Below are 23,967 nucleotides of genomic sequence, written 5' to 3' on the forward strand. Positions count from 1 at the left end.
AATTCAGGGGCATCAACCAAACCAAAGGCAAACCAATGAACAAGACACTCGCCGCTTTGACCTTTACGACCGCTCTGGCTGCACTGGCCGCACCCGCAGTTGCGCAAACGCAGGGTGACTGGACCGTGGGTATCGGTGTCGGTTATCTGGACCCGAAATCCGACAACGGAACTCTGGCTGGCGCGGACGCAACGGTGGATTCCGACACCCAGGCGATCTTTACAGTCGAGTATTTCGTCCGTGACAATCTGGGCATCGAACTGCTGGCCGCAACCCCGTTCAGCCACGACATCGCGCTGGGTGGTGTTGACGCCGCAAGCACCAAGCAATTGCCGCCCACATTGTCGCTGAACTATCACATCCCGACCAACAGCGCGTGGAAACCCTACGTGGGTGCCGGTCTGAACTACACCATCTTCTACGATGAGAAATCGCCGCTGGGTGACATTGATATCGACGACTCGTTCGGCGTCTCGCTGCAGGCTGGTCTGGACTACATGGTCTCCGATAATGGGGCCGTGCGTCTGAACGTGCGCTGGTTCGACATCGACTCGGACGTCACGCTGGACGGAGCCGACATCGGCAAAGCCGAGATCGATCCGTGGCTGATCGGCGTTTCCTACGTCCATCGCTTCTGATCCCTCAAGACGCCCCGCCTTATGATGGCGGGGCGATTTTTCAGAGCATTTCACTCATCAGTTCCCGACCAATAAGCATCCGGCGGATTTCGCTGGTACCCGCACCGATCTCCATCAGTTTGGCATCACGGAAAATGCGGCTGACCGCTGAGTCTGCAAGGAACCCGGCTCCGCCCATTGCCTGCACTGCCTGATGCGCCTGCGTCATCGCTGCCTCGGATGCGTACAGACAGCAGGCAGCAGCATCCTGACGGGTCACGTCACCCCGATCACACGCCTTGGCGACCTCATAGACATAGGCCCGCGCGGAGTTCATCGCGGTATACATATCCGCTATCTTGCCCTGCATCAGTTGAAAGCTGCCAATGGGTTTGCCGAACTGTTTGCGCTCGGCCAGGTAGGGCATGATCTCATCCAGACAGGCCGCCATTATGCCTGTACCGATTCCGGCCAGAACCACCCGTTCGTAGTCTAGACCCGACATCAGAACGGCGACGCCTTTGCCTTCTTCGCCCAAAACGTTTTCGAACGGCACTTCGACATCTTCGAATATCAGTTCAGCCGTATTCGACCCGCGCATCCCCAATTTGTCGAAATGAGGTGAGGTCGAAAAACCCGTCATCTCTTTCTCGACCAAAAAGGCGGTAATCCCCTTTGATCCAGCTTCCGGATCGGTCTTGGCGTAGACGACCAGAGTGTCGGCATCCGGGCCGTTGGTGATCCAATACTTGGTTCCGTTCAGCCGGTAGTGATCGTTGCGCTTCTGTGCCCGCAGCTTCATCGACACCACGTCAGAACCTGCCGATGCCTCAGACATCGCTAGCGCACCGATGTGTTCACCCGACACCAGACGCGGCAGGTATTTCGCCTTTTGTTCATCGGTCCCGTTCAGCTTGATCTGGTTAACGCAAAGGTTGGAATGCGCCCCGTAGGACAGAGACACCGAGGCTGAAGCCCGCGCGACCTCCTCTACCGCGACCGTGTGGGCAAGATAGGACATACCTGCCCCGCCAAATTCCTCGGGCACCGTGATGCCGAGCATGCCCAGATCACCCATCTCTTTCCACAGCTCGTTGGGAAATGCGTTCGAACTATCGACATCGGCGGCTATCGGCTTGACCCGATCCTGAGCCCAACGGTGAACCATCTCGCGCAGGGCGTTCACATCCTCACCCAGATCGAATTGCATAGTGGCCGTGAACATCCGCACCTCCCATTAATGAACGGTTGTTCAAATAATCTGCCATGCCCCGGCCAAAGGGTCAAGCGCGGACAGAAATGCATTTGTTGCAATGCGACTTGAAAAAGCCGCAATCGTTAATCAAATGCACACCCAACTGCTTGACAATAAAACAGCTTTCACTTTGTGGAGTTTTTTATGCCCCCTACAAATGTCATTCTCAATGGTACATTCGACAACGGCAATGCCAACTGGAGCGGCACGGATCTCGAGACCAATTACAGCGAAAATGCCTATCTGGGTAATGGCTCGTCCAATCGCGTAGCCGAGATGGATGGCCATTCCGGCCAGACCACTGTAATGGAGCAAACCTTCACACTTGACGATCCCCATACGGGGGAGTTGAGCCTTGATACCGCGCTGCGGACGGCGTCGAACGGACAGGCCGGGCAAGAGGGGTTCACCGTCGAAGTGCTGGATGACAACGGTGCCGTGATTGCGTCCATGACGGTTCTGCCGACGCAAAACAGTTTCACCACAGTTACGATGCAGGTCGATTTTCCTGCGGCGGGCGATTACACACTGCGGTTCACCGAGCTGGGGCCAGACAACAGCCTTGGGGCGATTGTCGACAATATCTCTCTCATGGTCTGTTTCTGCAAAGGCACGCTGATCGAAACGGAATTCGGGGAGCGACCGGTCGAGGCGCTGCGAACAGGTGATCGCATTCTGACCCGTTCGGGCCTGAAACCTGTTCGCTGGATTGGGCAGCGGCACGTGTCTGCGACCGATTTGGCAATTCGACCGAAACTGCGCCCAGTCCGAATCTCAAAAGGCGCTATGGGGAGCGGCCTACCCCAACAGGACTTGTCCGTCTCACGCCAGCATCGGATGCAAATCTCCTCCGCTGTGGCGCTGCGCATGTTTGGCACACCCGATGTACTGGTATCAGCTATCAAACTGACCGAACTTCCGGGGATTGAGGTCGATCTGACGGCCAATGAGGTGGTGTATTATCACCTTCTGTTCGACACGCACGAGATCGTCTTTGCGAACGGAGCGCCGAGCGAAAGCCTGTTACTGACCGACACCTCGCTTGCATCGGTCTCGCCGAAGGCCCAAGCCGAAATCCGCTTGATCTTTCCCGATCTCGCGACCGAAAGCATAGCCCGACCGTCCTCTACCATCCCCGAAAGCCGGAAACAGAAACGACTGATTGAACGGCTGCGCAAGAACCGCAAACCCTTGCTGGAACCCCAGTATTCCTGATCAGGATTGATAGACTGCGCCGACCTCACACCGGATGATACGGGCAATCAGGTGGCAATCTTCCAACGAAAAGGTTAGCGGCACGCGCATGTCCATGATCCCGGCAAGGATACGGTCACTGCTAGGCAACGGTACACTGTCGGCGTAGCGCCAGCTGTCATAGCGCGAGGTAAACCCGGTCGGCTCGGCCCCACCGAACCACTTGATTTCAACCCCGCGCGCGGCGCAGCGGCGGATCACTTCGGCGATACGCTCGGGCGACCAGTCCAACAGTAGAAACTGAATGGATGACCCGACATAGGTTTCCTGTTCGGGGCGCTCGACAATGGTCAGACCCGGCGTGTCACGCAGGCCAGCCTCGATCGCGTCGTAACGCTCGTTCCAGCGCTGCACCTGATGATCCAGATCACGCAACTGCGGGCGCAGAATGGCCGCACGCAGGTTGTCCATTCGACCTGAGACATTCGGGGTTGTGTATTTGATCTTCTCGAACACCTCCGGCCCAGGCGCGGCAAGATGGCGTTCATACAGCATATACGACCCCGACAGCATTGTAGCCTTGGCCGCAAGTTCTTCGTCATCGGTGATCAGCAGACCGCCCTCGCCGGAATTGACGTGTTTATAGGTCTGGCAGGAATAACAGCCGATGGCCCCTTGCCGCCCCGATAACTGACCGCGCCACGCTGCCCCCATTGTGTGTGCACAATCCTCGATCACAGTCACACCAGCGGCATCACACATCTGCATCAGCCGATCCATGTCACACAGATGCCCGCGCATATGGCTGAGCATCAAAACCCCTGCCTGATCCAGTTTCGTTTCCAGATCATCCAGATCAATTGTCAGGTCTTTGGTCACTCCCACAAACACCGGCTTTGCCCCGACCGAAGCAATCGCCCCCGGCACCGGCGCCAGCGTGAATGCATTGGTCAGCACCGGATCGCCCGGCTGTACGCCCACCGCCCGCAATGCGGTCGCCAGCGCATACCCGCCGGACGAAACGGCCAGACAGTACTTTGCCCTCATCTGAGCCGCGAACTCCTGCTCGAGCAATGCGGTTTCCCCCAACTCTCCGGGGGCGACGTTGTAACGGTGCAATCGCCCATGGCGCAAAACGGCCATTGCCGCGTCGATCGCCTCTTCCGGGATGGGTTCCTGCTGGGTAAAACTGCCAGTAAATGTCTCGGTCATGGGTTTGTTCTGAATTCACAAATGCCTGGGGTCAAGATTTTATACTGTGGCTCCGATCAATCCGGCCACAACATCGAGAAGATCATCGAAATGGTGCAGCAGGGCTTCGGGTTCCAGCGCAGCCATGTCTTCCCCCGAGGGGCCGAAGGTGACCAAAACCGATGGCACCCCTGCCGCACGCGCCGTATTGCGGTCGGTGTCTGAATCTCCGATCAGCACACAAAGGTCCGGGTGCCCACCCGCACGACGCGCCGCCTCGCGCAGCGGTTCCGGGTCAGGTTTGCGAACCGGCAAGGTGTCAGCCCCGACCAGCGAGGCAAACTGGTCCCGCACCCCCATCTGTGTCAGCAACTGATGGGCCAGAGCCTCGGGTTTGTTGGTGCAGATTCCCACGCCGTAACCGGCGGTCCTCAACCCTTCGACGGCCTCCAGCGCACCGGGGTAGAACCGCGTGTGGGTATCAATGTCCTGCGAGTAGGCTTCGAGAAGAGTTGGGTAATAAGCGTGAACGGTGTCCTCGTCATAGGCCCCAACCCGTTTGAGCCCATGAGTCAGCATCATGCGCCCACCGCGCAATGCGACCGCGGCATCCTGCTCGTGAACAAGCACATCCCCGTGCCCCATCTGGCGAAAACAGTGGTTGGCCGCCGCCAGTAGATCGCCCGACGTATCGGCCAGAGTTCCGTCCAGATCAAAGATGACCGTGCGCATTTTGCCTCCTCGCTCGGCAGGTTCCCGCCACAAGTTATTGCAAACGGCAATCTAGTTTGATGCCTGAACCGCTTGCGCCTTTGACCTCAGCGGATAAAACGGACGGCAACAAAACACAAAGAGAAATCGTTTTCATGAGCATTGCCCTTGTCATCCTTGCCGCCGGAAAAGGCACCAGGATGCATTCGGATATCCCCAAAGTCCTACATCCCATCGCCCAGGTTCCGATGCTGGTGCACGCCATGCGCGCCGGAGCTGCGCTGTCGCCCGAGCGCACTGTGATTGTTACAGGCCACGGTGCGGAAGCCGTGGCCAAGGTCGCCTCTGCCGAAGACGACGCGGCACAGATCGCTGTGCAGGCGGAACAGCTGGGTACCGCACACGCTGTCGCGCAGGCCCGGCAAGCGCTGGACAAGTTCACAGGCGACGTAGTCGTTCTGTATGGCGATACCCCGTTTCTGCAATCCGACACGCTGGAGCGCATGATTGCCGCGCGGGCCAAAAACGATATGGTCATTCTGGGCTTTGAAGCCGCTGACCCCGCGCGTTACGGGCGGCTTGTGATGAATGGCGACACGCTGGAGCGGATCGTCGAGTTCAAAGACGCAAAGGATGAAGAACGTGCTATAAGCTTTTGCAACTCTGGACTTTTGGCGTGTGATTCAGAGACGCTATTTAGCCTGATCGACGCGGTTGGTAACGACAACGCGTCTGGTGAGTTCTACCTGACCGATGTCGTGGAAATCGCCCGCGATCGCGGCCTGCGGGTGACCGCTGTCGCCTGTGATGAGGCGCAAACTCTGGGCGTCAACTCTCGTGCGGATCTGGCTGCGGCCGATGCGGTGTTTCAGGCCAATGCTCGTGCTGAGTTGCTTGATCTGGGCGTCACACTGATGGCCCCTGAAACCGTATATCTGGCAGCTGATACAATCATCGGCCGTGATACGGTTATCGAGCCCAATGTGGTTTTCGGCCCAGGCGTCACCGTCGAAAGCGGCGCGACAATCCGTGCGTTTTCGCATCTGGAAGGATGTCATGTCAGCCGTGGGGCGGTTGTCGGACCCTATGCCCGCCTGCGCCCCGGAGCTGAGCTGGCAGAAAACACGCGGATCGGCAATTTTGTCGAAATCAAGAATGCCGAGATCGCCGAAGGGGCCAAGGTCAATCACCTCAGCTATATCGGTGACGCGACGGTTGGTGCGGCCTCAAACATCGGTGCCGGCACGATCACCTGTAACTACGATGGCGTAATGAAGCATCGCACGAAAATCGGTGACAATGTTTTTGTCGGATCGAACACTATGCTGGTGGCACCGGTTTCTCTGGGTGACGGAGCAATGACCGCGACTGGCACCGTGGTAACGCGTGACGTCGAACCCGATGCGCTGGCTGTGGCCCGGGCCAAACAAGACAACAAACCGGGTTATGCGCGCAAACTTTTTGATATGTTGAAGGCGAAGAAGGCTCGCCGCGACAAAGGAGCCTGATCCATGTGTGGAATTGTAGGTGTTCTGGGACAGCACGAAGCGGCCCCAATTCTGGTCGAAGCCCTGAAACGGCTGGAATATCGGGGATATGACAGTGCGGGCATCGCCACAGTCAACAATGGCGCGCTGGGACGGCGGCGCGCGGTGGGCAAACTGGTCAACCTCAGCGATTTGCTGGTTCACGATCCGCTGCCCGGCAAATCGGGCATTGGCCACACGCGCTGGGCCACCCATGGCGCGCCCACGGTCACAAACGCGCACCCCCACCGGGCCGGACCTGTGGCGGTTGTGCATAACGGTATTGTCGAAAACTACCGTGAACTGCGGGCCGAGCTGGCCGAACACGGCGTCGATTTCACGACCGAAACCGATACTGAAACCGTGGCTCTGATGGCCGAGCACTACCTGAACACCGGTCTTTCCCCGGTAGAATCCGCCTTCAAAACCATTGACCGGCTCGAAGGTGCCTTTGCGCTGGCTTTCCTGTTCGATGGTCAGGATGACTTGATTGTGGCGGCACGTAAGGGCTCGCCGCTGGCTATCGGGCATGGGGATAGCGAGATGTTCGTGGGCTCTGACGCAATTGCGCTTGCCCCGCTGACGAACCGCATCACCTATTTGGAAGAAGGCGACCGGGCTGTTTTGACTCGCACCTCGCTGGAAATCCGCAACGAAGCCGGTGAGCTGGCCAACCGCGAAACCCGCACGATCAAACTGGATCAGGCGCGGGCCGACAAAGGTGGGCACAAGCATTTCATGGCCAAGGAAATTGCCGAACAACCCATAGTGGTTGCCGAGGCGATCCGATCCTACCTGCCCACCGGCGGTGACGACGTCGTTTTGCCCGGTGATCTGGATTTCACCAAACTGGACCGTCTGACCATGGTCGCCTGCGGTACGGCCTTCTACGCCTGCCTGACTGCGAAATACTGGTTCGAACAGCTGGCCAAACTACCCGTCGAGGTCGATATCGCCAGTGAATTCCGTTATCGCGAACCGCCGATCCCCAACCGGACCGCGGCATTGTTTGTCAGCCAGTCCGGCGAAACCGCGGACACGCTTGCGGCGCTTCGCTATTGCGAGGGGAAAGCGGACAAGATCGTCTCGGTCGTCAACGTCCCCGAAAGCTCGATCGCGCGGGAAAGCGATATTGTGCTGCCAATCCACGCTGGGGTCGAGATTGGAGTGGCCTCGACCAAGGCGTTCACCTGTCAGCTTAGCGTTCTGTTGATGCTGGCGCTCAAAGCGGCGGCGGACCGGGGCACGATGAGCGAAGAGGAAATAGCGGATCACGCCGCAGCCCTGCGCGGGTTGCCCTCGGTGCTGAATACGGCACTGGATCAGAACCGGGCCATCCGCAAATCCGCCCAGCGCCTGGCCGAAGCACGTGACGTGCTGTTCCTGGGCCGCAGCCTGATGTACCCGCTGGCGATGGAAGGCGCGCTAAAACTCAAGGAAATCAGCTACATACACGCCGAAGGCTATGCCTCAGGAGAGCTGAAACACGGCCCCATCGCCCTGATCGACAAGCACATGCCGGTAGTCGTGATGGCCCCGCGCGATGCGGTGTTCGACAAGACGGTTTCGAACATGCAAGAGGTAATGGCGCGCAAGGGGAAAGTCATTTTGGTTTCGGATGACGATGGCATCGCCGAGGCCGAGGACGGTGTCTGGAGCACTATCCGAATGCCCTATATCCATCCCAATCTTGCACCGATCCTGTATTCAGTTCCCGCGCAACTGCTGGCCTACCACACGGCGGTGGCCAAGGGCACGGATGTGGATCAGCCGCGAAATCTGGCGAAATCAGTCACGGTGGAGTGAGACATGGCCAAGCAATTCCCGGAACTGGACGATGCACAGCGTAAGTTTGTCGAAGACCAGCACATCTTTTTCGTCGGCACTGCGGGACCTGACGGGCGGGTGAATATCTCGCCCAAGGGGATGGATTCGTTGCGTGTATTGGGGCCGAACCGGGTTGTTTGGATGAACCTGACCGGCACTGGCAACGAAACCGCAGGTCATCTGCTGGAGGTTAACCGCATGACGCTGATGTGGTGTTCCTTCACCACGCGGCCGATGATCTTGCGAACCTACGGAACTGCGAAAACGCTGCATGTGGGGGATGACGGCTGGGATGAACTGGCCGAGTTGTTTCCTGATCACCGCAGTGCTCGGCAGATTTACGATCTGGTTATCGATCTGGTCCAGACCTCGTGCGGTTATGCGGTTCCGTTCATGGAGTACCAGTCCGACCGGGATACGATGCAGAAATGGGTCGATGGCAAGTCTGACGACGATATTCGCGCCTATTGGGTGGAAAAGAACCAACAGACGATCGACGGTAAACCTACGCGGACCACAAACTGAACATCCATGCCGGACACTTATCTGGAACAGATCAAGGCTCATGCCGACCCCGAGCGCGCCGAACAGATGGCGGCCTATCACAAGGCCGACCGCCCCTATCTGGGTGTCGCGAACCCCGTTCTGAACCACCTAACGAAGGCATGGCGGCAAGAACTGGACGTTTCAGCACGAGTGGACCTGGCGGATTCTCTTTGGAAATCAAATATCCACGAAGGCCGCCTTGCCGCAGCCAAGCTGCTGACCCAAGCACGCATCCGGCCCGATGACGCGGTTTGGGATCTGCTGCAAAGCTGGTTACCGGATTTTGATGCCTGGGCCGTTGCCGATCATGCCTGCATGGCGATGCAGAAACGCCTTTCTGCCGATCCGGTACGGCTAAACCATGTCGAGAACTGGACAACCTCAGACCACATGTGGACCCGGCGCGCGGCGCTTGTGGCCACCCTGCCCTGGACCAAGCAGAACCACCCCAAACCGGATGATCTAGCCCGCCGGGATCGCATCCTCGGCTGGGCAGCAGGCTATGTGCCTGACCGAGACTGGTTCATCCAAAAAGCCATCGCATGGTGGTTGCGCGAGCTGTCCAAACACGACCCGGCCCGCGTGATTGCATTTCTGAAGGCACATGGCGACGCGATGAAGCCCTTTGCCCGCCGTGAGGCCGGGAAGTATCTGAAAAATCAGTTGGAATAGACCTCAAGCTCAACCAACTCGTCAAACGGTAGTAAAAGCGCCCGCATTGCGTCTAGTGACAGGCGACTGCCACCGCTTTCAGGCCCCGAAGCAGGAACCAGAGTGATATAGGCCTGCGCCCCGGTGCGCGGCACGACGACCCGGCCCGTAAACTCGGTATCGACCAGCGGAGTTTCCAGCCAGCGGCCCGGTGTTGTCGGATCCCCCAACCCGGCAATGGTTGTCTTTGCCCCAGTCCAACCTGTCGCCGCAACGGGGACAGGTTCCGGCTCGACTGATTCTTCCACGGTAGGAGGCTCTGCTTCGTCAGGTGCCGGGTCATCACCGAACACGCGATCGGTTGTTGACCGAATGGTCTCGCAACCTGCCGTAAAAACAAACAATGCAACAATCACATATCTCATACCGCAAACCTACAATCCTGCGCCTATCTGCACCAGAACAAAGCGCAGTTCGCCCTTGTCGCGGGGCGGCTGCAGCTTTACCTATGTCGCATGACTGCTCCGCTTATCGATCCGTTTGCACGTGCCATCACCTATCTCCGCGTCTCTGTCACGGACCGGTGCGATTTCCGCTGTGTCTACTGCATGTCCGAGGACATGAAGTTTCTGCCAAAAAAAGACCTTCTGACGCTGGAAGAGCTGGACCGCATGTGTTCGACCTTTGTGAAGTTGGGTGTTGAAAAGCTGCGCATTACCGGTGGCGAGCCGCTGGTGCGCCGCAACATCATGACCTTCTTCAACGCAATGACACGGCATTTGGACAGCGGCGCGCTGAAAGAGCTGACGCTGACCACGAACGGCTCGCAATTGCATCGCTTTGCCGATGACCTGTATGCGGCGGGCGTGCGCCGGGTGAATGTGTCCCTAGACACGCTGGATGACGACAAATTCAGCCAGATCACCCGCTGGGGCCGACTGAAACAGGTGCTAAACGGCATCGACGCTGCGCAAAGGGCCGGGCTGCGGATCAAAATCAACACCGTGGCGCTGAAAGGCTTTAACGAAGCTGAACTGCCCACGATTACCGAATGGTGCGCGGAACGCGACATGGATTTGACCTGGATTGAGGTCATGCCCATGGGTGATATTGGCAACGAAGATCGGCTTGATCAGTACTGGTCCCTCAAAGACGTGCGCAAGGAATACGAAAACCATTATTCGGTTACGGATCTTGCCGAACGTACCGGTGGCCCCGCGCGCTATGTGCGTCTTGAAGAAACTGGCCAGAAAATCGGGTTTATCACCCCGCTTTCCCATAATTTCTGCGAAAGCTGCAACCGCGTGCGCCTGACCTGCACCGGTGAGATGTTCATGTGTCTTGGTCAGGAGGACATGGCCGACCTGCGTGGTGCGCTGCGCGATCACCCGGATACCGAGCAACCGCTTGAGGATGCAATCCGAGCTGCGATCAACCTCAAACCCAAGGGCCACGATTTCGACTATTCCCGTCAGGCGGTGGACGGCAAAATGAGCCGTCACATGAGCCATACGGGCGGCTGACATGCCGAACCAATCCGGTCCGACGTTACTGTATCGTTTGTATTGCGGTCTGATGACGCTTGCCTCGCCGCTTGTTTGGCGCACGGTACGTAAAAAGCTGCAAGCCGCGGACGTCCCCGAAGCCCGGCAGCAAGAGCGTCTGGGCCACGCCAGTTTGCCCCGCCCAGAAGGCCGCTTGATCTGGTTTCACGCAGCCAGCGTCGGCGAAACCCTCTCGGTTATCAGCCTGATCAAACGGCTGGGTGAACGCCTGCCGGATGCGGAATTTCTCATCACTTCAGGAACGCCCACTTCGGCCGCACTGATCGAAAAACGCATGCCGCCCCGTGCGCGTCACCAGTATCCGCCGCTGGATACCACCGGAGCGGTTCGCCGCTTTCTGGAACACTGGCGGCCTGACGCCGGAATTTTCGTCGAAAGCGAATTATGGCCGCAACTGATCGTCGAAAGCGGCTCTCGCGACATTCCCCTGGCGCTACTCAACGCACGGCTGTCAGCCAAATCTGTAGATGGCTGGAAAAAACGCCCCCACACGGCGCGTTTCATCCTGGACCATTTCCAACTATTCCTGACGCAGAACGACAAAACCGCCCAGAACTTGATCGATATGGGGGCTCGTGCCGACCGGGTTCAACCTGGCACGAACCTCAAGGCCATGTCGGACCCATTGCCCGTCGATCAGGCGACGCTCTCTGACATTCAGGCGCAAGTCGGCGACCGCCCGGTCTGGATCGCCAGCTCCACCCATGCAGGTGAAGAGGAAACAGTTCTGTCGGCCCACGCCGAATTACTCAAACGCTGGCCAGACTTGCTTCTGTTGCTGATCCCCCGCCACCCCGAACGCCGCACCGAGGTTGCAGCGCTTGTGGCGCAGGCCGGGCTAACCGTAGCTATCCGCTCAGCCGGCGAAAAAATTATTCCTGATACGCAAGTCTACATGGCCGACACACTGGGTGAGACTGGCACTTGGTACGCTCTGTGCCCGATTGTTTTTCTGGCTGGCTCATTGAAGGAAATCGGCGGTCACAATCCGTTCGAACCCGCGCAAGCCGGCGCGGCCGTCATCACTGGCCCGGGCTACTTCAACTTCGCCGAAACCTTTGCCCCACTGATCGAAACAGGTGGCGCGACCGAGGTATCATCGGCCCCTGACCTCACTGAAGCAGTCGCCAAATGGTTGACGGACCGGGATGCTCTGAACACAGCGCGAGAGGCTGCAAGGTCCTGTGTCAACACACAAAAAACAGCTCTGGGCAACATCGTCGAAACACTTTGCGCCCAGCTTAATCTGAAAGACCAGGATTCAGCTTCATCTGGCTAAAATACTCCGGGAGTGCGGGGGCAAATCCCCCGCCCTTTCCGTCAAGCAGCCGGCATCCGTTGCTCGACAATCTCTGCCCACCAGCTGCACCCGGCAGGAATGGCTTCGTCGTTGAAATTGTACTCAGGATGGTGCACCGCCGCCGTATCGCCGTTGCCTACCAGAATATAGGCCCCCGGACGCTCTTCCAGCATAAAGGCAAAATCCTCGCCCCCCATGATCAAGGGCGCTTCATCGCAATTCCCCGCAACGGACCGAGCTACGTCCGCTGCAAAATCCGTCTGCTCGTCGCTGTTCACCATCACCGGGTACCCCAAGTAATAGTTGATATCAGCGGAACCGCCGAAGGTCGCGGCAACGCCACTGCAAATTTCTTTGACGCGCCTCTCTGCCATTTCCCGCATACCCTTGCTCATCGTACGCACTGTACCCCTGAGCCTTACCGTCTGCGGGATCACGTTAAAGGCCGTAGAGGACGTTTCAAATGACGTGACCGAGATCACAACCTGATCGACCGGATCCGCATTGCGCGCGGCAATGGTCTGCAGGGCCAAAACCGCCTGAGCCGCCATTACGGTGGTATCCACCGTTTCATGCGGTTTGGCTGCATGCCCTCCCTTGCCTTCGAATGTGATGTCGAACTGATCTGTGGCTGCGAAGAACGCACCGGGGCGGATGGCGAAACTGCCCACCGGACGCCCCGGCCAGTTGTGCATTCCGTAAACTTCCTGAATGCCCCAACGCTCCATCATTCCGTCTTCGCACATTTCGCGCCCACCGCCACCGCCTTCTTCGGCCGGCTGAAAAATCACGATGGCCGTACCGTCGAAATTGCGTGTTTCGGCCAGATATTTCGCAGCCCCTAGCAACATTGCTGTGTGTCCATCATGGCCGCAAGCATGCATTGCGCCGTCGGTTTTGGAGGCATAGTCCAACCCCGTCGCCTCGTGGATCGGCAAAGCGTCCATATCGGCCCGCAATCCGATCACCTTGCCACCTGTATCGACCTTGCCTTTGATCACGCCGACGACCCCTGTACGACCGACCCCTGTCACGACTTCATCGCAACCAAATTCCTTCAATTTCTCGGCGACCAGCGCACTGGTGCGGTGCGTATCGAACAGAATCTCGGGGTTCTCGTGAATGTCACGGCGCCATTCGGTGATTTCGCCCTGCAACTCGGCGAAACGGTTTTTGATCGGCATGGTCTTCTCCCATCTCGTTGTCCAGGCCAGAGAATCACCTCTGGTACCCAGCCGCCTGATCTGGCGGTTATTTTCAGTCCGCATCGGCGGGACGTAGCGCGCCGGAAAGCAAAGCAATCAGAACGGCCAATGGCAGCAAAGCCAGGAACGCCAATTGTAATGTAAGCATCTCGGCCAGAATCCCAATAAGTGGCGGGCCAATCAGCAACCCACCGTACCCCAGGGTCGCCACGCTGGCGATGGCCTGGCCCGGCGGCACTTGCGGATCATTGGCCGCCCGGCTGAATGCCAGCGGCATGATCACAGCGTAACCGACCCCCATCAGGGCAAATCCTGACAACGCCAGCCCAGACCCGGCAGAGCCGACAACAATTGCTACACCCAAAGCCGCAAAGATACCGCCAAAACGTGCCGTTGCAACAGGTCCAAAGCGCGCGATAACAAATCCACCCAACAGGCGGAATGCCACCATTGTCACCGAGAAAACCGCATATCCCAGCGCTGCGATGCTTTCGGTAGCTCCGGTTGCGTCGCGCAGATAAATCGCACTCCAGTCTGCCACGGCGCCTTCCCCCAGTGCGCCGCACAAAGCGGCAAAGCCAACCAAAACCAGCGCGCCAGACGGTAAAGCAAAGATCGCGCCACGTTGAGCAATTGCCCTGCGCGAGGTCCACCGCACCCACGACAAGGAAAGAGCCAACCCCACAACAATCCCACCAGCCAGCAGGAAATGTTGCATTACCGACAAACCTATCTGCACAGCCCCGTATCCACTGAGTGCTCCCAATCCGGCTCCGAGGCTCCACATTGCGTGAAATGAAGACATGACCGGTTTGTCATAAGCCTGCTCGACCTCAGCCGCCCAGGCATTCATGGCAACGTCCATTGAGCCGTGGAAAGCCCCAAAGATGAACAGGAATGCCGCCAGCATCCAGAACCCGCCAGCAACGGCCAGCAGGACCAACGACAGAGTATACAAAACGGCGATGACCCGTGTCAGAACCACGGCACCAAACCGGTCCGTCAGGCGCCCCGTCACCGGAAAGGAGCACACAGCCCCTGCGGCCATGAACAACAAGCCGTAACCCAGAGCTTCATGCGACAGCTCCAGATGATCGCGCACAGCAGGGATGCGGGATGCCCAGATGCCAAAAAGCGCACCGTTCAGAATGAACATGGCGGCGACGGCCCGCCACGCGGCCATAAGTCCGATCACAAGAAACCCTTCGCGAAAAGCGTCAAACGCACCTGTTCTACAGGCTCAGGGTTGTTAGGCAAATGCCGATCATTCCAACCGTTTGCGAATTTGCCGAACCGCTTGCCAAACTGCGACCACGACCGGAATTGTAATCACAGCAGTCAGCATCCCCTTGCTGATCCCGGCCTTGGTCAACGGATACAGAAGGTAGCTGACCAACGAGACCGCATAATAACTGATGGCAACAACAGAAAGCCCTTCGACCGTATGTTGCAATCGCAGGGCCAAGTCGGCACGTCGGTCCATGCTTTCCAGCAGAGCCTGGTTCTGCGCGCTACGTTCAACATCGACGCGCGTTCTCAGCAACTCTCCGGCCCGAATAGCCCGATCAGACAGCGCCTGAAGACGACGTTCCGTGGCTTTCACGGTACGTATCGCAGGATCGTAACGGCGCATCATAAAGTCGGCAAAGTTCTGGCCACCGTGAAACCGCTCTTCGCGCAACACTTCAATCCGCTGATTGACGATGGCCTCGTAGGCGCCGGTTGCTCCAAACCGGAATGAACACTGAGCGGAAAGGGTTTCAAGCTCGATGGAAGTCGACAGAAGGTCTTCCAACAACTCATCGGGCTGCGCAGAATTGTCCGTCATTTGCCCCATCAACCGGGTCAGTTTTTCGTCCAACTCACCAATGCGCGGCATCAGCTGTTTCACACGGGCAAAGCCCAGCATGGACATCGCCTTGTAGGTTTCGATCTCACACAGGCGCTGGATGATCCGCCCAGTCCGTCGCTGCTCGGACCCTATTGTTGCGAACAACGCAAACCGCATATGCCCAGCCGGATCGATCCGGAAATCACTGGCGCAGATCGCGTCGTCGTCCAGCACACGGGCAACAGCCAAGCTTTCCGGTTCAAACCAGTCGGCCAGAGAAACCTTAACCATGTCATCTTCCAGACGATCGACGACCCGGATCATCACCGAAGTCACCCTTTGGCCGGGGCTGGCCATCAGCCAGTCGGGTGGGAAAACTTCGAAGTCAGCCGGATTGAACGGGCGGTCGCTGACATTCTGAGTGATCGCAGTATAGGTCACGAATTCTGTGTGCTGCTCCCATTTCAACCAATGTCGGCCGATCTGGCCTGCATAGTGGGTCGCATCAGGCTGCGGGTGCTGCGCACCGTGGCGGTCCAGCAGTTTGATTAGGTGTGCAATATCCTCACCACGATCTCGCGCAGCGGCAGCCTCCGGCTTTTTAATGGCCAGAAAGATCACTGTGCACGGCGTCGATGCCACCGGGAACGGCCGCGCATGCAGTTCGTTGGCCAGCGCATAGCGCAGCGGATGGTCATCAATCGGCGTCATTTCGTGCTCCGTTTAATTCGCAGCACTATACGCCACCGCTCAAATACATCAATTCTCTTTTTATTTCATATACTTACATGGATACAAAGGTATACAACCCGGGCTATCTCATTGATTTGGTTCCCAGAGTTCGATGGGATTTCCCTCGGGGTCGTGAATGCGAGCGAACTTTCCCACTTCACTGTCCCACTCGGCGCGGGTTTCAACTGTAATCCCAGCGGCCTTAAGCTGCGCGATCAAGGCTGCCAGATCATCGACGCGGAAATTGATCATCCATTGCTGCGCGTCACGCCCGAAATAACCAGTATCCTCTGGGAAAGGCGCAAACACCGTGTACCCTTCGCGCTGCTTCCAGGGCAGCGGGTTGAGTTGGTTTACACCCAAATGCGACTCGTACCATGCGCTCAGCGCCTCAGGGTCGCGGGCGCGAAAGAACACACCGCCAATGCCGTTCACTTTCTGCATTACAACCCTCCCCCGGTCGTGCACCTTGGCACACCCTACCACACCCGCCCGCCTCATCTGGCCTTAAATATCCCGGGGGGTCTGGGGGCAAAGCCCCCCTGCATCAAAACAAGAAAAGGGCGCCCGCTGGCGCCCTTTTCATTTTTCCTTAAGCCTGTGATCAGTCGATCATGGGCAGGAGTTTGTCGAGTGACTCTTTCGCATCGCCATAGAACATGCGCGTGTTCTCTTTGAAGAACAGCGGGTTTTCGATGCCCGAATACCCGGTGCCCTGACCACGTTTCGAGACGAACACCTGCTTGGCCGTCCAGCATTCCAGAACCGGCATCCCCGCGATGGGGCTGTTGGGGTCTTCCTGTGCTGCAGGGTTCACGATGTCGTTCGAGCCGATGACGATGGCGACGTCCGTGTCCGGGAAATCGTCGTTGATCTCGTCCATTTCCAGAACGATGTCATACGGCACCTTCGCCTCGGCCAGCAGGACGTTCATGTGGCCAGGCAAGCGGCCCGCGACCGGGTGGATCGCAAAGCGCACATTCTTGCCCTTGGCGCGCAGCTTGCGGACCAGTTCGCTGACCGACTGCTGCGCCTGCGCCACAGCCATGCCATAGCCGGGGATGATGATAACGCTGTCGGCGTCGTTCAACGCAGCCGCCACACCATCGGCTTCAATAGCGATCTGTTCGCCCTCGACTTCCATCTGAGGGCCGGAAGTGCCACCAAAACCACCCAGGATCACGCTGACAAAGTGACGGTTCATCGCCTTACACATGATGTAGGACAGGATCGCACCAGACGAGCCCACCAGCGCACCAACTACGATCAGCAGGTCGTTGCCCAGTGAGAAACCGATCGCCGCGGCCGCCCAACCCGAGTAGCTGTTCAGCATCGACACAACCACCGGCATGTCGGCACCACCGATACCCATGATCAGGTGATATCCGATGAACAGCGCCGCCAGCGTCATCAAGATCAGCGGCAGCAAGCCACCCGAAGCGGTGTACCAGACCAGACAGATCAGCGACAAACCGGCCGCTGCCGCGTTCAGCGCATGACCGCCGGGCAGTTTGGTCGCCGCCGAGGTCACTTTGCCTGCCAGTTTTCCATAAGCCACAACCGAACCGGTAAATGTGATCGCACCGATGAAGATACCCAGGAACAACTCGACATGCAGGATTGCCAGCTCAGCCGAAGTCTTTTTGGCAATCAGCTTGGCGAACGCGCCCAGATTGGACAGGTCCGCTTCTTTCGCGCTATCCGCGATGGCCATGACCTGCGCCACGTTGCCAATCTCAAAATGCGCGTTGAAGCCAACGAACACCGCCGCCAGACCAACCAAGGAGTGCATCGCGGCCACAAGCTGCGGCATCTCGGTCATTTGGACGCGCTGCGCCACATATTGACCGATCAGACCGCCACCCGCGATCAGCAGCAGCGACAACAGCCACAGGCCGGAACCGGGGCCGACCAGCGTGGCAAAGACCGCCAGCGCCATACCGACGATGCCATACCAGACTGCGCGCTTGGCGCTTTCCTGGTTCGACAGACCGCCGAGTGAAAGGATGAACAGAACAGCCGCAACGACGTAGGCGGCAGTAGTGAAGCCAAATTCCATGTGCCCGGCCTCCTTAAGATTTCTGGAACATGGCGAGCATGCGCCGGGTTACGAGGAAGCCGCCGAAGATGTTGATCCCGGCCATGAAGACCGACAACGCCGCCAGCAGAATAACCAGGAACGACCCCGATCCGATCTGCATAAGCGCCCCGACGATGATAATCGACGAGATCGCGTTGGTGATCGCCATCAGTGGTGTGTGCAGCGAATGCGCGACACCCCAGATCACCTGGAAGCCGACAAAAATGGCCAGCACAAAGACGATGAAATGCTGCATAAAGCTGGCCGGAGCGATCAGACCCACCAACAGCATCAGCGCACCACCCACGCCCAGCAGAGTAAACTGCTGTTTGGTCTGCGCCTTGAAGGCCGCAATTTCCTGTGCTTTCTTCTCTTCCGGAGTCAGTTCCTTGACCTCGGGCTTTTTCTGCGCCGCGATCGCCTGCACCTTGGGCGGTGGCGGCGGGAAGGTGATCTCACCCTCATGGGTCACGGTCGCGCCGCGGATCACGTCATCTTCCATGTCATGATTGATCTGACCGTCCTTTTCAGGCGTCAGGTCTGTCATCATGTGACGGATGTTGGTGGCATACAAAGACGAGGATTGCGCGGCCATCCGGCTGGGGAAATCGGTATAGCCGATGATAGTCACGCCATTGTCGGTCACGACCTTCTCGTCCATGACTGTGCCTTCGACGTTGCCGCCGCGCTCAGCTGCAAGATCGACGATGACCGAGCCGGGCTTCATCGACTTGACCATGTCCTCAAGCCACAGCTTTGGTGCAGGGCGGTTGGGGATCAGGGCAGTCGTGATGACGATGTCCATCTCGGGGGCCAGCTCGCGGAACTTGGCCAGCTGCGCATTGCGGAATTCTTCCGACTGGACCGAGGCATAACCGCCGGTGGCCGCGCCATCCTGCTGGTCTTCTTCGAAATCCAGATAGACAAACTCGGCTCCCATCGATTCGACCTGCTCGGCCACTTCGGGGCGCACGTCGAACGCATAGGTGATCGCACCCAGCGAGGTCGAGGTCCCGATGGCTGCCAGACCGGCGACACCGGCACCAACGATCAGCACCTTGGCGGGGGGCACTTTACCGGCAGCGGTCACTTGACCGGTGAAAAAGCGTCCAAAGTTATTCCCAGCCTCAATCACCGCACGGTAACCCGCGATATTTGCCATCGAAGACAACGCGTCCATCTTCTGAGCACGTGAAATACGCGGCACCATTTCCATGGCGATCACATTGGCGCCCTTGGATTTGGCCAGCTCCATTCCCTCTTCATTCCCAGCTGGGTTGAAGAACGAAATCAGAGTCTTACCCTTTGTCAGCCGCTTCAATTCTGTTTCGGTCGGGATACGTACTTTCGCGACAATATCAGCGGTTTTCCACAACGATGCAGCGGTCTTGACGATCTCGACGCCCACAGCTTCGTAAGCCGCATCAGAAAAACCCGCCGCTTGACCGGCACCTTTCTCTATGGCGCAATCATAACCCAGTTTCTGCAACTGCACAGCTGAATCCGGTGTCATCGCGACCCGGTTTTCACCATCCAGTATCTCTTTTGGTGTGCCTATTTTCACTGGCAGTCCCCCTATTTCTTAATCGGCCTGAGCGGGTGTTCGGTCATGTTTGTTTGGCAAACATGTATCTTGCGCAACATTATTTCGCAAGCGCAGCAAATTTGACGTTGTTTAATTCCCACAGTCACCCTAAATCCACCTGCGGGTCTTCTGTTCATAGCGGGCAAAATCAGCTCGGAATGTACGGCGCAAACGGTCCTCTTCCGGCAGAATGAACCGACGCTCCAGAACCCATGCGAATACGGGTATCAAAATCAACGACAGTACGGCGTCGAACCGCAAAACCAGACCGGCCAGTATCAAAACATCTCCGACATAGATCGGGTTTCGGCTGCGCTTGTAGATACCTGATTGCACCAGCGCGGACGGGGTCTCATGCGGAATGACTGTCGTTTTGTTTCGGCGAAATTCGACAATTGCCAATACCGCGATCAGAATTCCACCTCCGATCAAGAGACCGCTCAGCAAGTCGGTCACACCACTTTCCAGCGATAGTCCCAGAGGAAATTGGCGTACCTGCATCCATGCCAGCAGTGCAAACCCGACCAGCCAGACGGGCGGTATGTCGATCCGGTGCATATGCTTTCCCGAAGTTGACGACACGTGCGAGCGCGTCGTTTCTGAGCGATGTCCTACCGTTTTCTGACCGCCTTGGCAAAAGCGCAGATGTCGCAGCAACGGACAGGAGTGCATACACGGCGACCCCTTAGGTCCCGGTTGAAAGAACCACCGCCACCAGCTGGCGTTTTACCTAACTTCCACCCCCGCGCCGATCAGAGCAGCGATCTGTGCGACCTGCCGCTCATACACTTCGGCGCCAGCACCGACCAGCTTCAGCCCTTTAAGCGTTGCGGTAATCGTCCGACCGGTTTCTGCCGCGTCGGCCAACAGACGAACCCGTCCCGCTTGTTCCTGCTGCGTCAGCCAATCCGCGTACAGGCCAGCCAACATGGCCTCTCCTTCCGAGACATAATCCGAAGCCATAGACTTGGTGGTATCCAGTATCTCAAGCCCATGAGGCGAAGCCAAAATAGCCGCAATCCCATCGGTTTGCGCCCGTATTGCGCGGGTCAGAACCTCGGAAACAGAGCCAGGCGCCGCCAGCGCCTCGGCCACGGCTACGCTTTTTTCGGCGTAGTACATCTCGGTCAGTTTGATGACGATCGCCTCTTTGTTCTTGAAATGCTGGTACACGGCAGGCCGGGACATTCCCGCCCCGCGCGCTATGTCGTCCATCGAGGTTTTGCGAAAACCATACGCAGCAAAGGCCCTAAAAGCCGAGTTCAGGATCGCTTGTTGCCGTGAATTTTCGGTTGTGATCGTCATATCGGAACCTGTGACATTATTTGTATATTTTGTCAATTGACACTCTGACACTTTTCGCTATTTATGTCACAAACAGCCACAGCTACGAGAGGTGCGCCATGGCGACCGCCCTAAAGATCAACGGCAAGCAACATCAGGTTGATCTGCCTGATGACGTCCCCCTGCTTTGGGTTCTGCGGGATGAGGTAGGTCTGACTGGAACCAAATTCGGCTGTGGCGTGGCCGCTTGCGGGGCCTGCACCGTGCATATTGATGGCGAGGCTGTACGCTCGTGCCAGGTGGCATTGTCGGATGTCTGGGGCGATGTGACCACGATCGAAGGGATCGGCACCCCAGATTCGATGACCGCCATCCAACAGGCCTGGGTTGATCATCAGGTGGCGCAATGCGGATACTGCCAATCGGGACAGATCATGCAGGCCGCCGCGCTGTTGGCAGAGAACCCTGCCCCGACAGACGCAGACATTGACGATGCCATGCAAGGCAACCTTTGCCGCTGCGGCACCTACCCCCGTATCCGTGCAGCGATCCATGACGCCGCCGGCAAACTGAAAGAGGCGTAAGAGATGTCCCGCACCGGTAAAATCCTCCGCCGTACCTTTCTGATCGGGTCCGCTGCAATTGTGGGCGGTGTAGCCTTTGGCGCGTATTACGTCAGCCGACCCGCCCCGAATCCGCTGAAACCCGGTGAAGGCGAGGCGGCGCTAAATCCTTTTGTCCTGATTGACCAGAACGGTGTTACCTTGTTTGCCCCCCGTGCCGAAATGGGTCAGGGCGTCAAAACCACCTGGGCCGCACTGATAGCCGAGGAACTGGACGTCGACCTGGATCAGGTCACTGTTCTGCACGGGCCTGCCGCTGCGGCGTATTACAACTCGGCCCTGTTGGGGGAAGGCTTGCCCAACAAAGGTTATGACATCTCGGATTTCCAGCACAGCCTTGGTGAAGCGCTGGCCGTTTTTGGTAAAGTCTTCAGCCTGCAGATCACCGGTGGCTCGTCTTCGATGCGCGACGGGTTCGAGCGCATGCGCGAGGCCGGCGCCTCGGCCCGTGAAACGCTGAAGCAGGCTGCTGCCGACCGGCTGAGTGTAGATCGCGCGCAGCTGAAAACTGTGTCTGGCCACGTGATTACGCCCAATGGTGACAAGATCCCTTATACGGAACTGGCTGTGGATGCCGCCGGGATCGAACCGATAGAAGCCCCGCTGCGCGATCCGTCCCAGTGGCGCTATCTGGGCCGGAACCAGCCGCGGCTGGATATGGTCGGCAAGGCCACCGGCACCGCTGAATTTGCCATTGACGTGCGCCGGCCGGGGATGAAATTCGCCAGCATTCGGATGAACCCGAAGTTAGGCGGCCAGATGAACGGCTTTGACGACAGCGCGGCGGCCGCGATGCCCGGCGTTGAGAAGATCGTCGATCTGGGTGATGGTGTCGCAGTGATCGCCAACAACACGTGGCTGGCCATTCAAGCTGTAGAAGCCATTGACGTGGATTGGGGTGATGCGCCCTACCCGCCCGAAACCAATGAAATCTTTACTGAAATCGCCACTGCATTTGACGCCGGACCGAACTCGACCATGCGCGACGATGGCGATGTGTCCACGCCGCCCGAAGGGGCGACCGAGGTTACGGCTGAATACACCGTACCCTATCTGGCCCACGCCACGATGGAGCCGATGACCGCGACGGCAATCTATTCCGGCGACCACCTGGAGTTTTGGGGCGGCAATCAGGCTCCGACCTTCATGCAAGCGAAAATCGCCGCTGCCGCCAATCTGGAAACTGAGGCGGTGGATGTTCACACCACATATCTGGGCGGCGGCTTCGGGCGGCGGCTGGAATACGACTTTGGCGTGATCGCGACCAAGGTTGCGATGGCGATGCCCGGCACGCCCGTCCAAACCACCTGGAGCCGCGAAGAAGACATGCGCCACGGCTTCTACCGCCCAGGTGCAATGGCACGGATGCGCGGGGCCGTCAAAGATGGCAAGGCGGTTCTGATGGATGCCCGTGTCGCTTCGCAATCAGTCGTGCAACAACAGGTTAAGCGTCTGACCGGGTTCAGTGCTGCAGGCCCCGACAAAGTTCTGGTCGAAGGTCTGTTCAATCAGCCTTACGCCATTCCGAACTATCAGGTCAGCGGTTACATTGCGGACCTGGCCGTGCCGGTCGGTTCGTGGCGTTCGGTCGGCAACAGCCATAACGGGTTCTTCCACGAAACCTTTATGGATGAGATGGCGCACGCCGCCGGTCGCGACCCGTTGGAATTCCGGTTGGAATTGATGAAAGACGAGCATAAGCCCTCGGCTGGCTGTCTTGAGGCGGTGCGTGAGATGTCCGGTTGGACCGGGCAGACGCCTGATGGTGTTGGGCGCGGCGTCGCCTTCACCTACAGTTTCGGCACGCCGGTCGCTCAGGTGATCGAGGTGGTCGACGAAGACGGCTCCATCCGCATCAACAGGGCGTGGATCGCCTGCGACATGGGCATCGCGCTGGACCCCGAAACCGTCAAGGCGCAGATGTTCGGAGGTCTCATCTACGGTCTGTCCGCGGCGTGCTATGGCGAAATCACGTTCTCTGACGGTGAAGTCGAGCAGTACAACTTTCCCGACTATGACATGATCCGTATGCACACATCACCGCAGGTCGAAGTGCGTATTCTGGAAACCAACCGCCACATGGGCGGCGCAGGAGAGCCCGGAACACCCCCTTCGATGCCCGCTCTCGGGAATGCACTGTTTGATCTAACTGGCACGCGCGCGCGGACATTGCCGCTGATCAATCAGTTTGATCTTTTGATTTGATTGCTATGCACCGTTCCGGCCGCTTCGTTCGGGCCGGTG

Annotated in this window: 22 protein-coding genes; 10 read left to right on the forward strand and 12 right to left on the reverse strand. The window is 58.2% G+C overall.

Annotated features, from left to right (window positions below; translation table 11 throughout):
- Positions 1–35 precede the first annotated feature (35 nt).
- Positions 36–638, forward strand: a complete 603-nt coding sequence (locus tag ACR0IY_RS06085) for an OmpW/AlkL family protein (protein WP_480671306.1) — start codon at positions 36–38, stop codon at positions 636–638.
- 40 nt (positions 639–678) lie between these two features.
- On the opposite strand, the gene ACR0IY_RS06090 is transcribed toward ACR0IY_RS06085, so the two are convergent.
- Positions 679–1,842, reverse strand: a complete 1,164-nt coding sequence (locus ACR0IY_RS06090) for an isovaleryl-CoA dehydrogenase (RefSeq protein WP_480671308.1) — start codon at positions 1,840–1,842, stop codon at positions 679–681.
- A 174-nt stretch (positions 1,843–2,016) separates the two neighbouring features.
- On the opposite strand from ACR0IY_RS06090, the gene ACR0IY_RS06095 reads away from it, so the two are divergent.
- On the forward strand, positions 2,017–3,087 hold the full coding sequence (locus ACR0IY_RS06095; protein WP_480671310.1) for a Hint domain-containing protein: 1,071 nt from the start codon (positions 2,017–2,019) through the stop codon (positions 3,085–3,087).
- On the opposite strand, the gene ACR0IY_RS06100 is transcribed toward ACR0IY_RS06095, so the two are convergent.
- The gene (locus tag ACR0IY_RS06100) at positions 3,088–4,278 is read right to left on the reverse strand and encodes a DegT/DnrJ/EryC1/StrS family aminotransferase (protein ID WP_480671312.1); all 1,191 of its coding nucleotides are present in this window, start codon (positions 4,276–4,278) and stop codon (positions 3,088–3,090) included.
- A 39-nt stretch (positions 4,279–4,317) separates the two neighbouring features.
- Positions 4,318–4,989 carry an HAD-IA family hydrolase gene (locus ACR0IY_RS06105; protein ID WP_480671314.1) on the reverse strand — a complete coding sequence of 224 codons (672 nt, stop codon included), beginning with the start codon at positions 4,987–4,989 and terminating at the stop codon, positions 4,318–4,320.
- Positions 4,990–5,123: 134 nt separating this feature from the next.
- Here ACR0IY_RS06105 and glmU point away from each other — a divergent pair, with 134 nt between their 5' ends.
- Genes glmU through ACR0IY_RS06125 form a run of 4 tightly spaced genes read left to right on the forward strand, consistent with a single transcriptional unit; the run spans position 5,124 to position 9,539 of the window.
- Complete coding sequence (glmU, locus tag ACR0IY_RS06110) at positions 5,124–6,476, forward strand: bifunctional UDP-N-acetylglucosamine diphosphorylase/glucosamine-1-phosphate N-acetyltransferase GlmU (RefSeq protein ID WP_480671316.1); 1,353 nt, start codon at positions 5,124–5,126, stop codon at positions 6,474–6,476.
- Between the two features lie 3 nt (positions 6,477–6,479).
- Positions 6,480–8,300 (forward strand): glutamine--fructose-6-phosphate transaminase (isomerizing), encoded by a 1,821-nt coding sequence (gene glmS, locus ACR0IY_RS06115; protein ID WP_480671318.1) that lies wholly within the window; start codon positions 6,480–6,482, stop codon positions 8,298–8,300.
- A gap of 3 nt (positions 8,301–8,303) precedes the next feature.
- Positions 8,304–8,846, forward strand: coding sequence for a pyridoxamine 5'-phosphate oxidase family protein (locus ACR0IY_RS06120; RefSeq protein ID WP_480671320.1), 543 nt, complete (start codon positions 8,304–8,306; stop codon positions 8,844–8,846).
- A 6-nt stretch (positions 8,847–8,852) separates the two neighbouring features.
- Positions 8,853–9,539, forward strand: a complete 687-nt coding sequence (locus tag ACR0IY_RS06125) for a DNA alkylation repair protein (RefSeq protein ID WP_480671322.1) — start codon at positions 8,853–8,855, stop codon at positions 9,537–9,539.
- Here ACR0IY_RS06125 and ACR0IY_RS06130 read toward each other — a convergent pair.
- Complete coding sequence (locus ACR0IY_RS06130) at positions 9,527–9,943, reverse strand: hypothetical protein (RefSeq protein WP_480671323.1); 417 nt, start codon at positions 9,941–9,943, stop codon at positions 9,527–9,529. The two genes, ACR0IY_RS06125 and ACR0IY_RS06130, sit on opposite strands and share 13 nt — an antisense overlap.
- A 90-nt stretch (positions 9,944–10,033) precedes the next feature.
- Here ACR0IY_RS06130 and moaA point away from each other — a divergent pair, with 90 nt between their 5' ends.
- Both moaA and ACR0IY_RS06140 read left to right on the forward strand, forming a co-directional pair.
- A complete protein-coding gene (gene moaA / locus ACR0IY_RS06135; RefSeq protein WP_480671325.1) occupies positions 10,034–11,041 on the forward strand; it encodes a GTP 3',8-cyclase MoaA in 1,008 nt (335 codons plus the stop codon).
- 1 nt (position 11,042) lies between these two features.
- Complete coding sequence (locus ACR0IY_RS06140; RefSeq protein ID WP_480671327.1) at positions 11,043–12,362, forward strand: 3-deoxy-D-manno-octulosonic acid transferase; 1,320 nt, start codon at positions 11,043–11,045, stop codon at positions 12,360–12,362.
- A gap of 41 nt (positions 12,363–12,403) precedes the next feature.
- Here the strand turns inward: ACR0IY_RS06140 and ACR0IY_RS06145 are convergent, their stop codons facing one another.
- From ACR0IY_RS06145 to ACR0IY_RS06180, 8 genes are all read right to left on the reverse strand, one after another.
- The gene (locus tag ACR0IY_RS06145) at positions 12,404–13,567 is read right to left on the reverse strand and encodes a M20 aminoacylase family protein (RefSeq protein WP_480671329.1); all 1,164 of its coding nucleotides are present in this window, start codon (positions 13,565–13,567) and stop codon (positions 12,404–12,406) included.
- Between the two features lie 73 nt (positions 13,568–13,640).
- Positions 13,641–14,783, reverse strand: coding sequence for an MFS transporter (locus ACR0IY_RS06150; protein WP_480671331.1), 1,143 nt, complete (start codon positions 14,781–14,783; stop codon positions 13,641–13,643).
- 69 nt (positions 14,784–14,852) lie between these two features.
- On the reverse strand, positions 14,853–16,130 hold the full coding sequence (locus tag ACR0IY_RS06155; protein ID WP_480671332.1) for a DUF3422 family protein: 1,278 nt from the start codon (positions 16,128–16,130) through the stop codon (positions 14,853–14,855).
- A 108-nt stretch (positions 16,131–16,238) separates the two neighbouring features.
- On the reverse strand, positions 16,239–16,595 hold the full coding sequence (locus ACR0IY_RS06160) for a VOC family protein (protein ID WP_480671335.1): 357 nt from the start codon (positions 16,593–16,595) through the stop codon (positions 16,239–16,241).
- A 160-nt stretch (positions 16,596–16,755) separates the two neighbouring features.
- Positions 16,756–18,210: an NAD(P)(+) transhydrogenase (Re/Si-specific) subunit beta gene (locus ACR0IY_RS06165; protein ID WP_480671337.1), complete on the reverse strand. Its 1,455-nt coding sequence runs from the start codon at positions 18,208–18,210 to the stop codon at positions 16,756–16,758.
- A gap of 13 nt (positions 18,211–18,223) precedes the next feature.
- The gene (locus tag ACR0IY_RS06170) at positions 18,224–19,795 is read right to left on the reverse strand and encodes a Re/Si-specific NAD(P)(+) transhydrogenase subunit alpha (RefSeq protein WP_480671338.1); all 1,572 of its coding nucleotides are present in this window, start codon (positions 19,793–19,795) and stop codon (positions 18,224–18,226) included.
- Positions 19,796–19,924: 129 nt separating this feature from the next.
- Positions 19,925–20,374: a methyltransferase family protein gene (locus ACR0IY_RS06175; RefSeq protein ID WP_480671340.1), complete on the reverse strand. Its 450-nt coding sequence runs from the start codon at positions 20,372–20,374 to the stop codon at positions 19,925–19,927.
- A 168-nt stretch (positions 20,375–20,542) separates the two neighbouring features.
- On the reverse strand, positions 20,543–21,121 hold the full coding sequence (locus ACR0IY_RS06180) for a TetR/AcrR family transcriptional regulator (protein ID WP_480671342.1): 579 nt from the start codon (positions 21,119–21,121) through the stop codon (positions 20,543–20,545).
- A gap of 98 nt (positions 21,122–21,219) precedes the next feature.
- On the opposite strand from ACR0IY_RS06180, the gene ACR0IY_RS06185 reads away from it, so the two are divergent.
- Complete coding sequence (locus ACR0IY_RS06185; protein ID WP_480671344.1) at positions 21,220–21,684, forward strand: (2Fe-2S)-binding protein; 465 nt, start codon at positions 21,220–21,222, stop codon at positions 21,682–21,684.
- Between the two features lie 3 nt (positions 21,685–21,687).
- Positions 21,688–23,928 (forward strand): xanthine dehydrogenase family protein molybdopterin-binding subunit, encoded by a 2,241-nt coding sequence (locus ACR0IY_RS06190; protein ID WP_480671346.1) that lies wholly within the window; start codon positions 21,688–21,690, stop codon positions 23,926–23,928.
- Positions 23,929–23,967 lie beyond the last annotated feature (39 nt).

The organism is Ruegeria sp. BC1 (genome assembly GCF_056539305.1).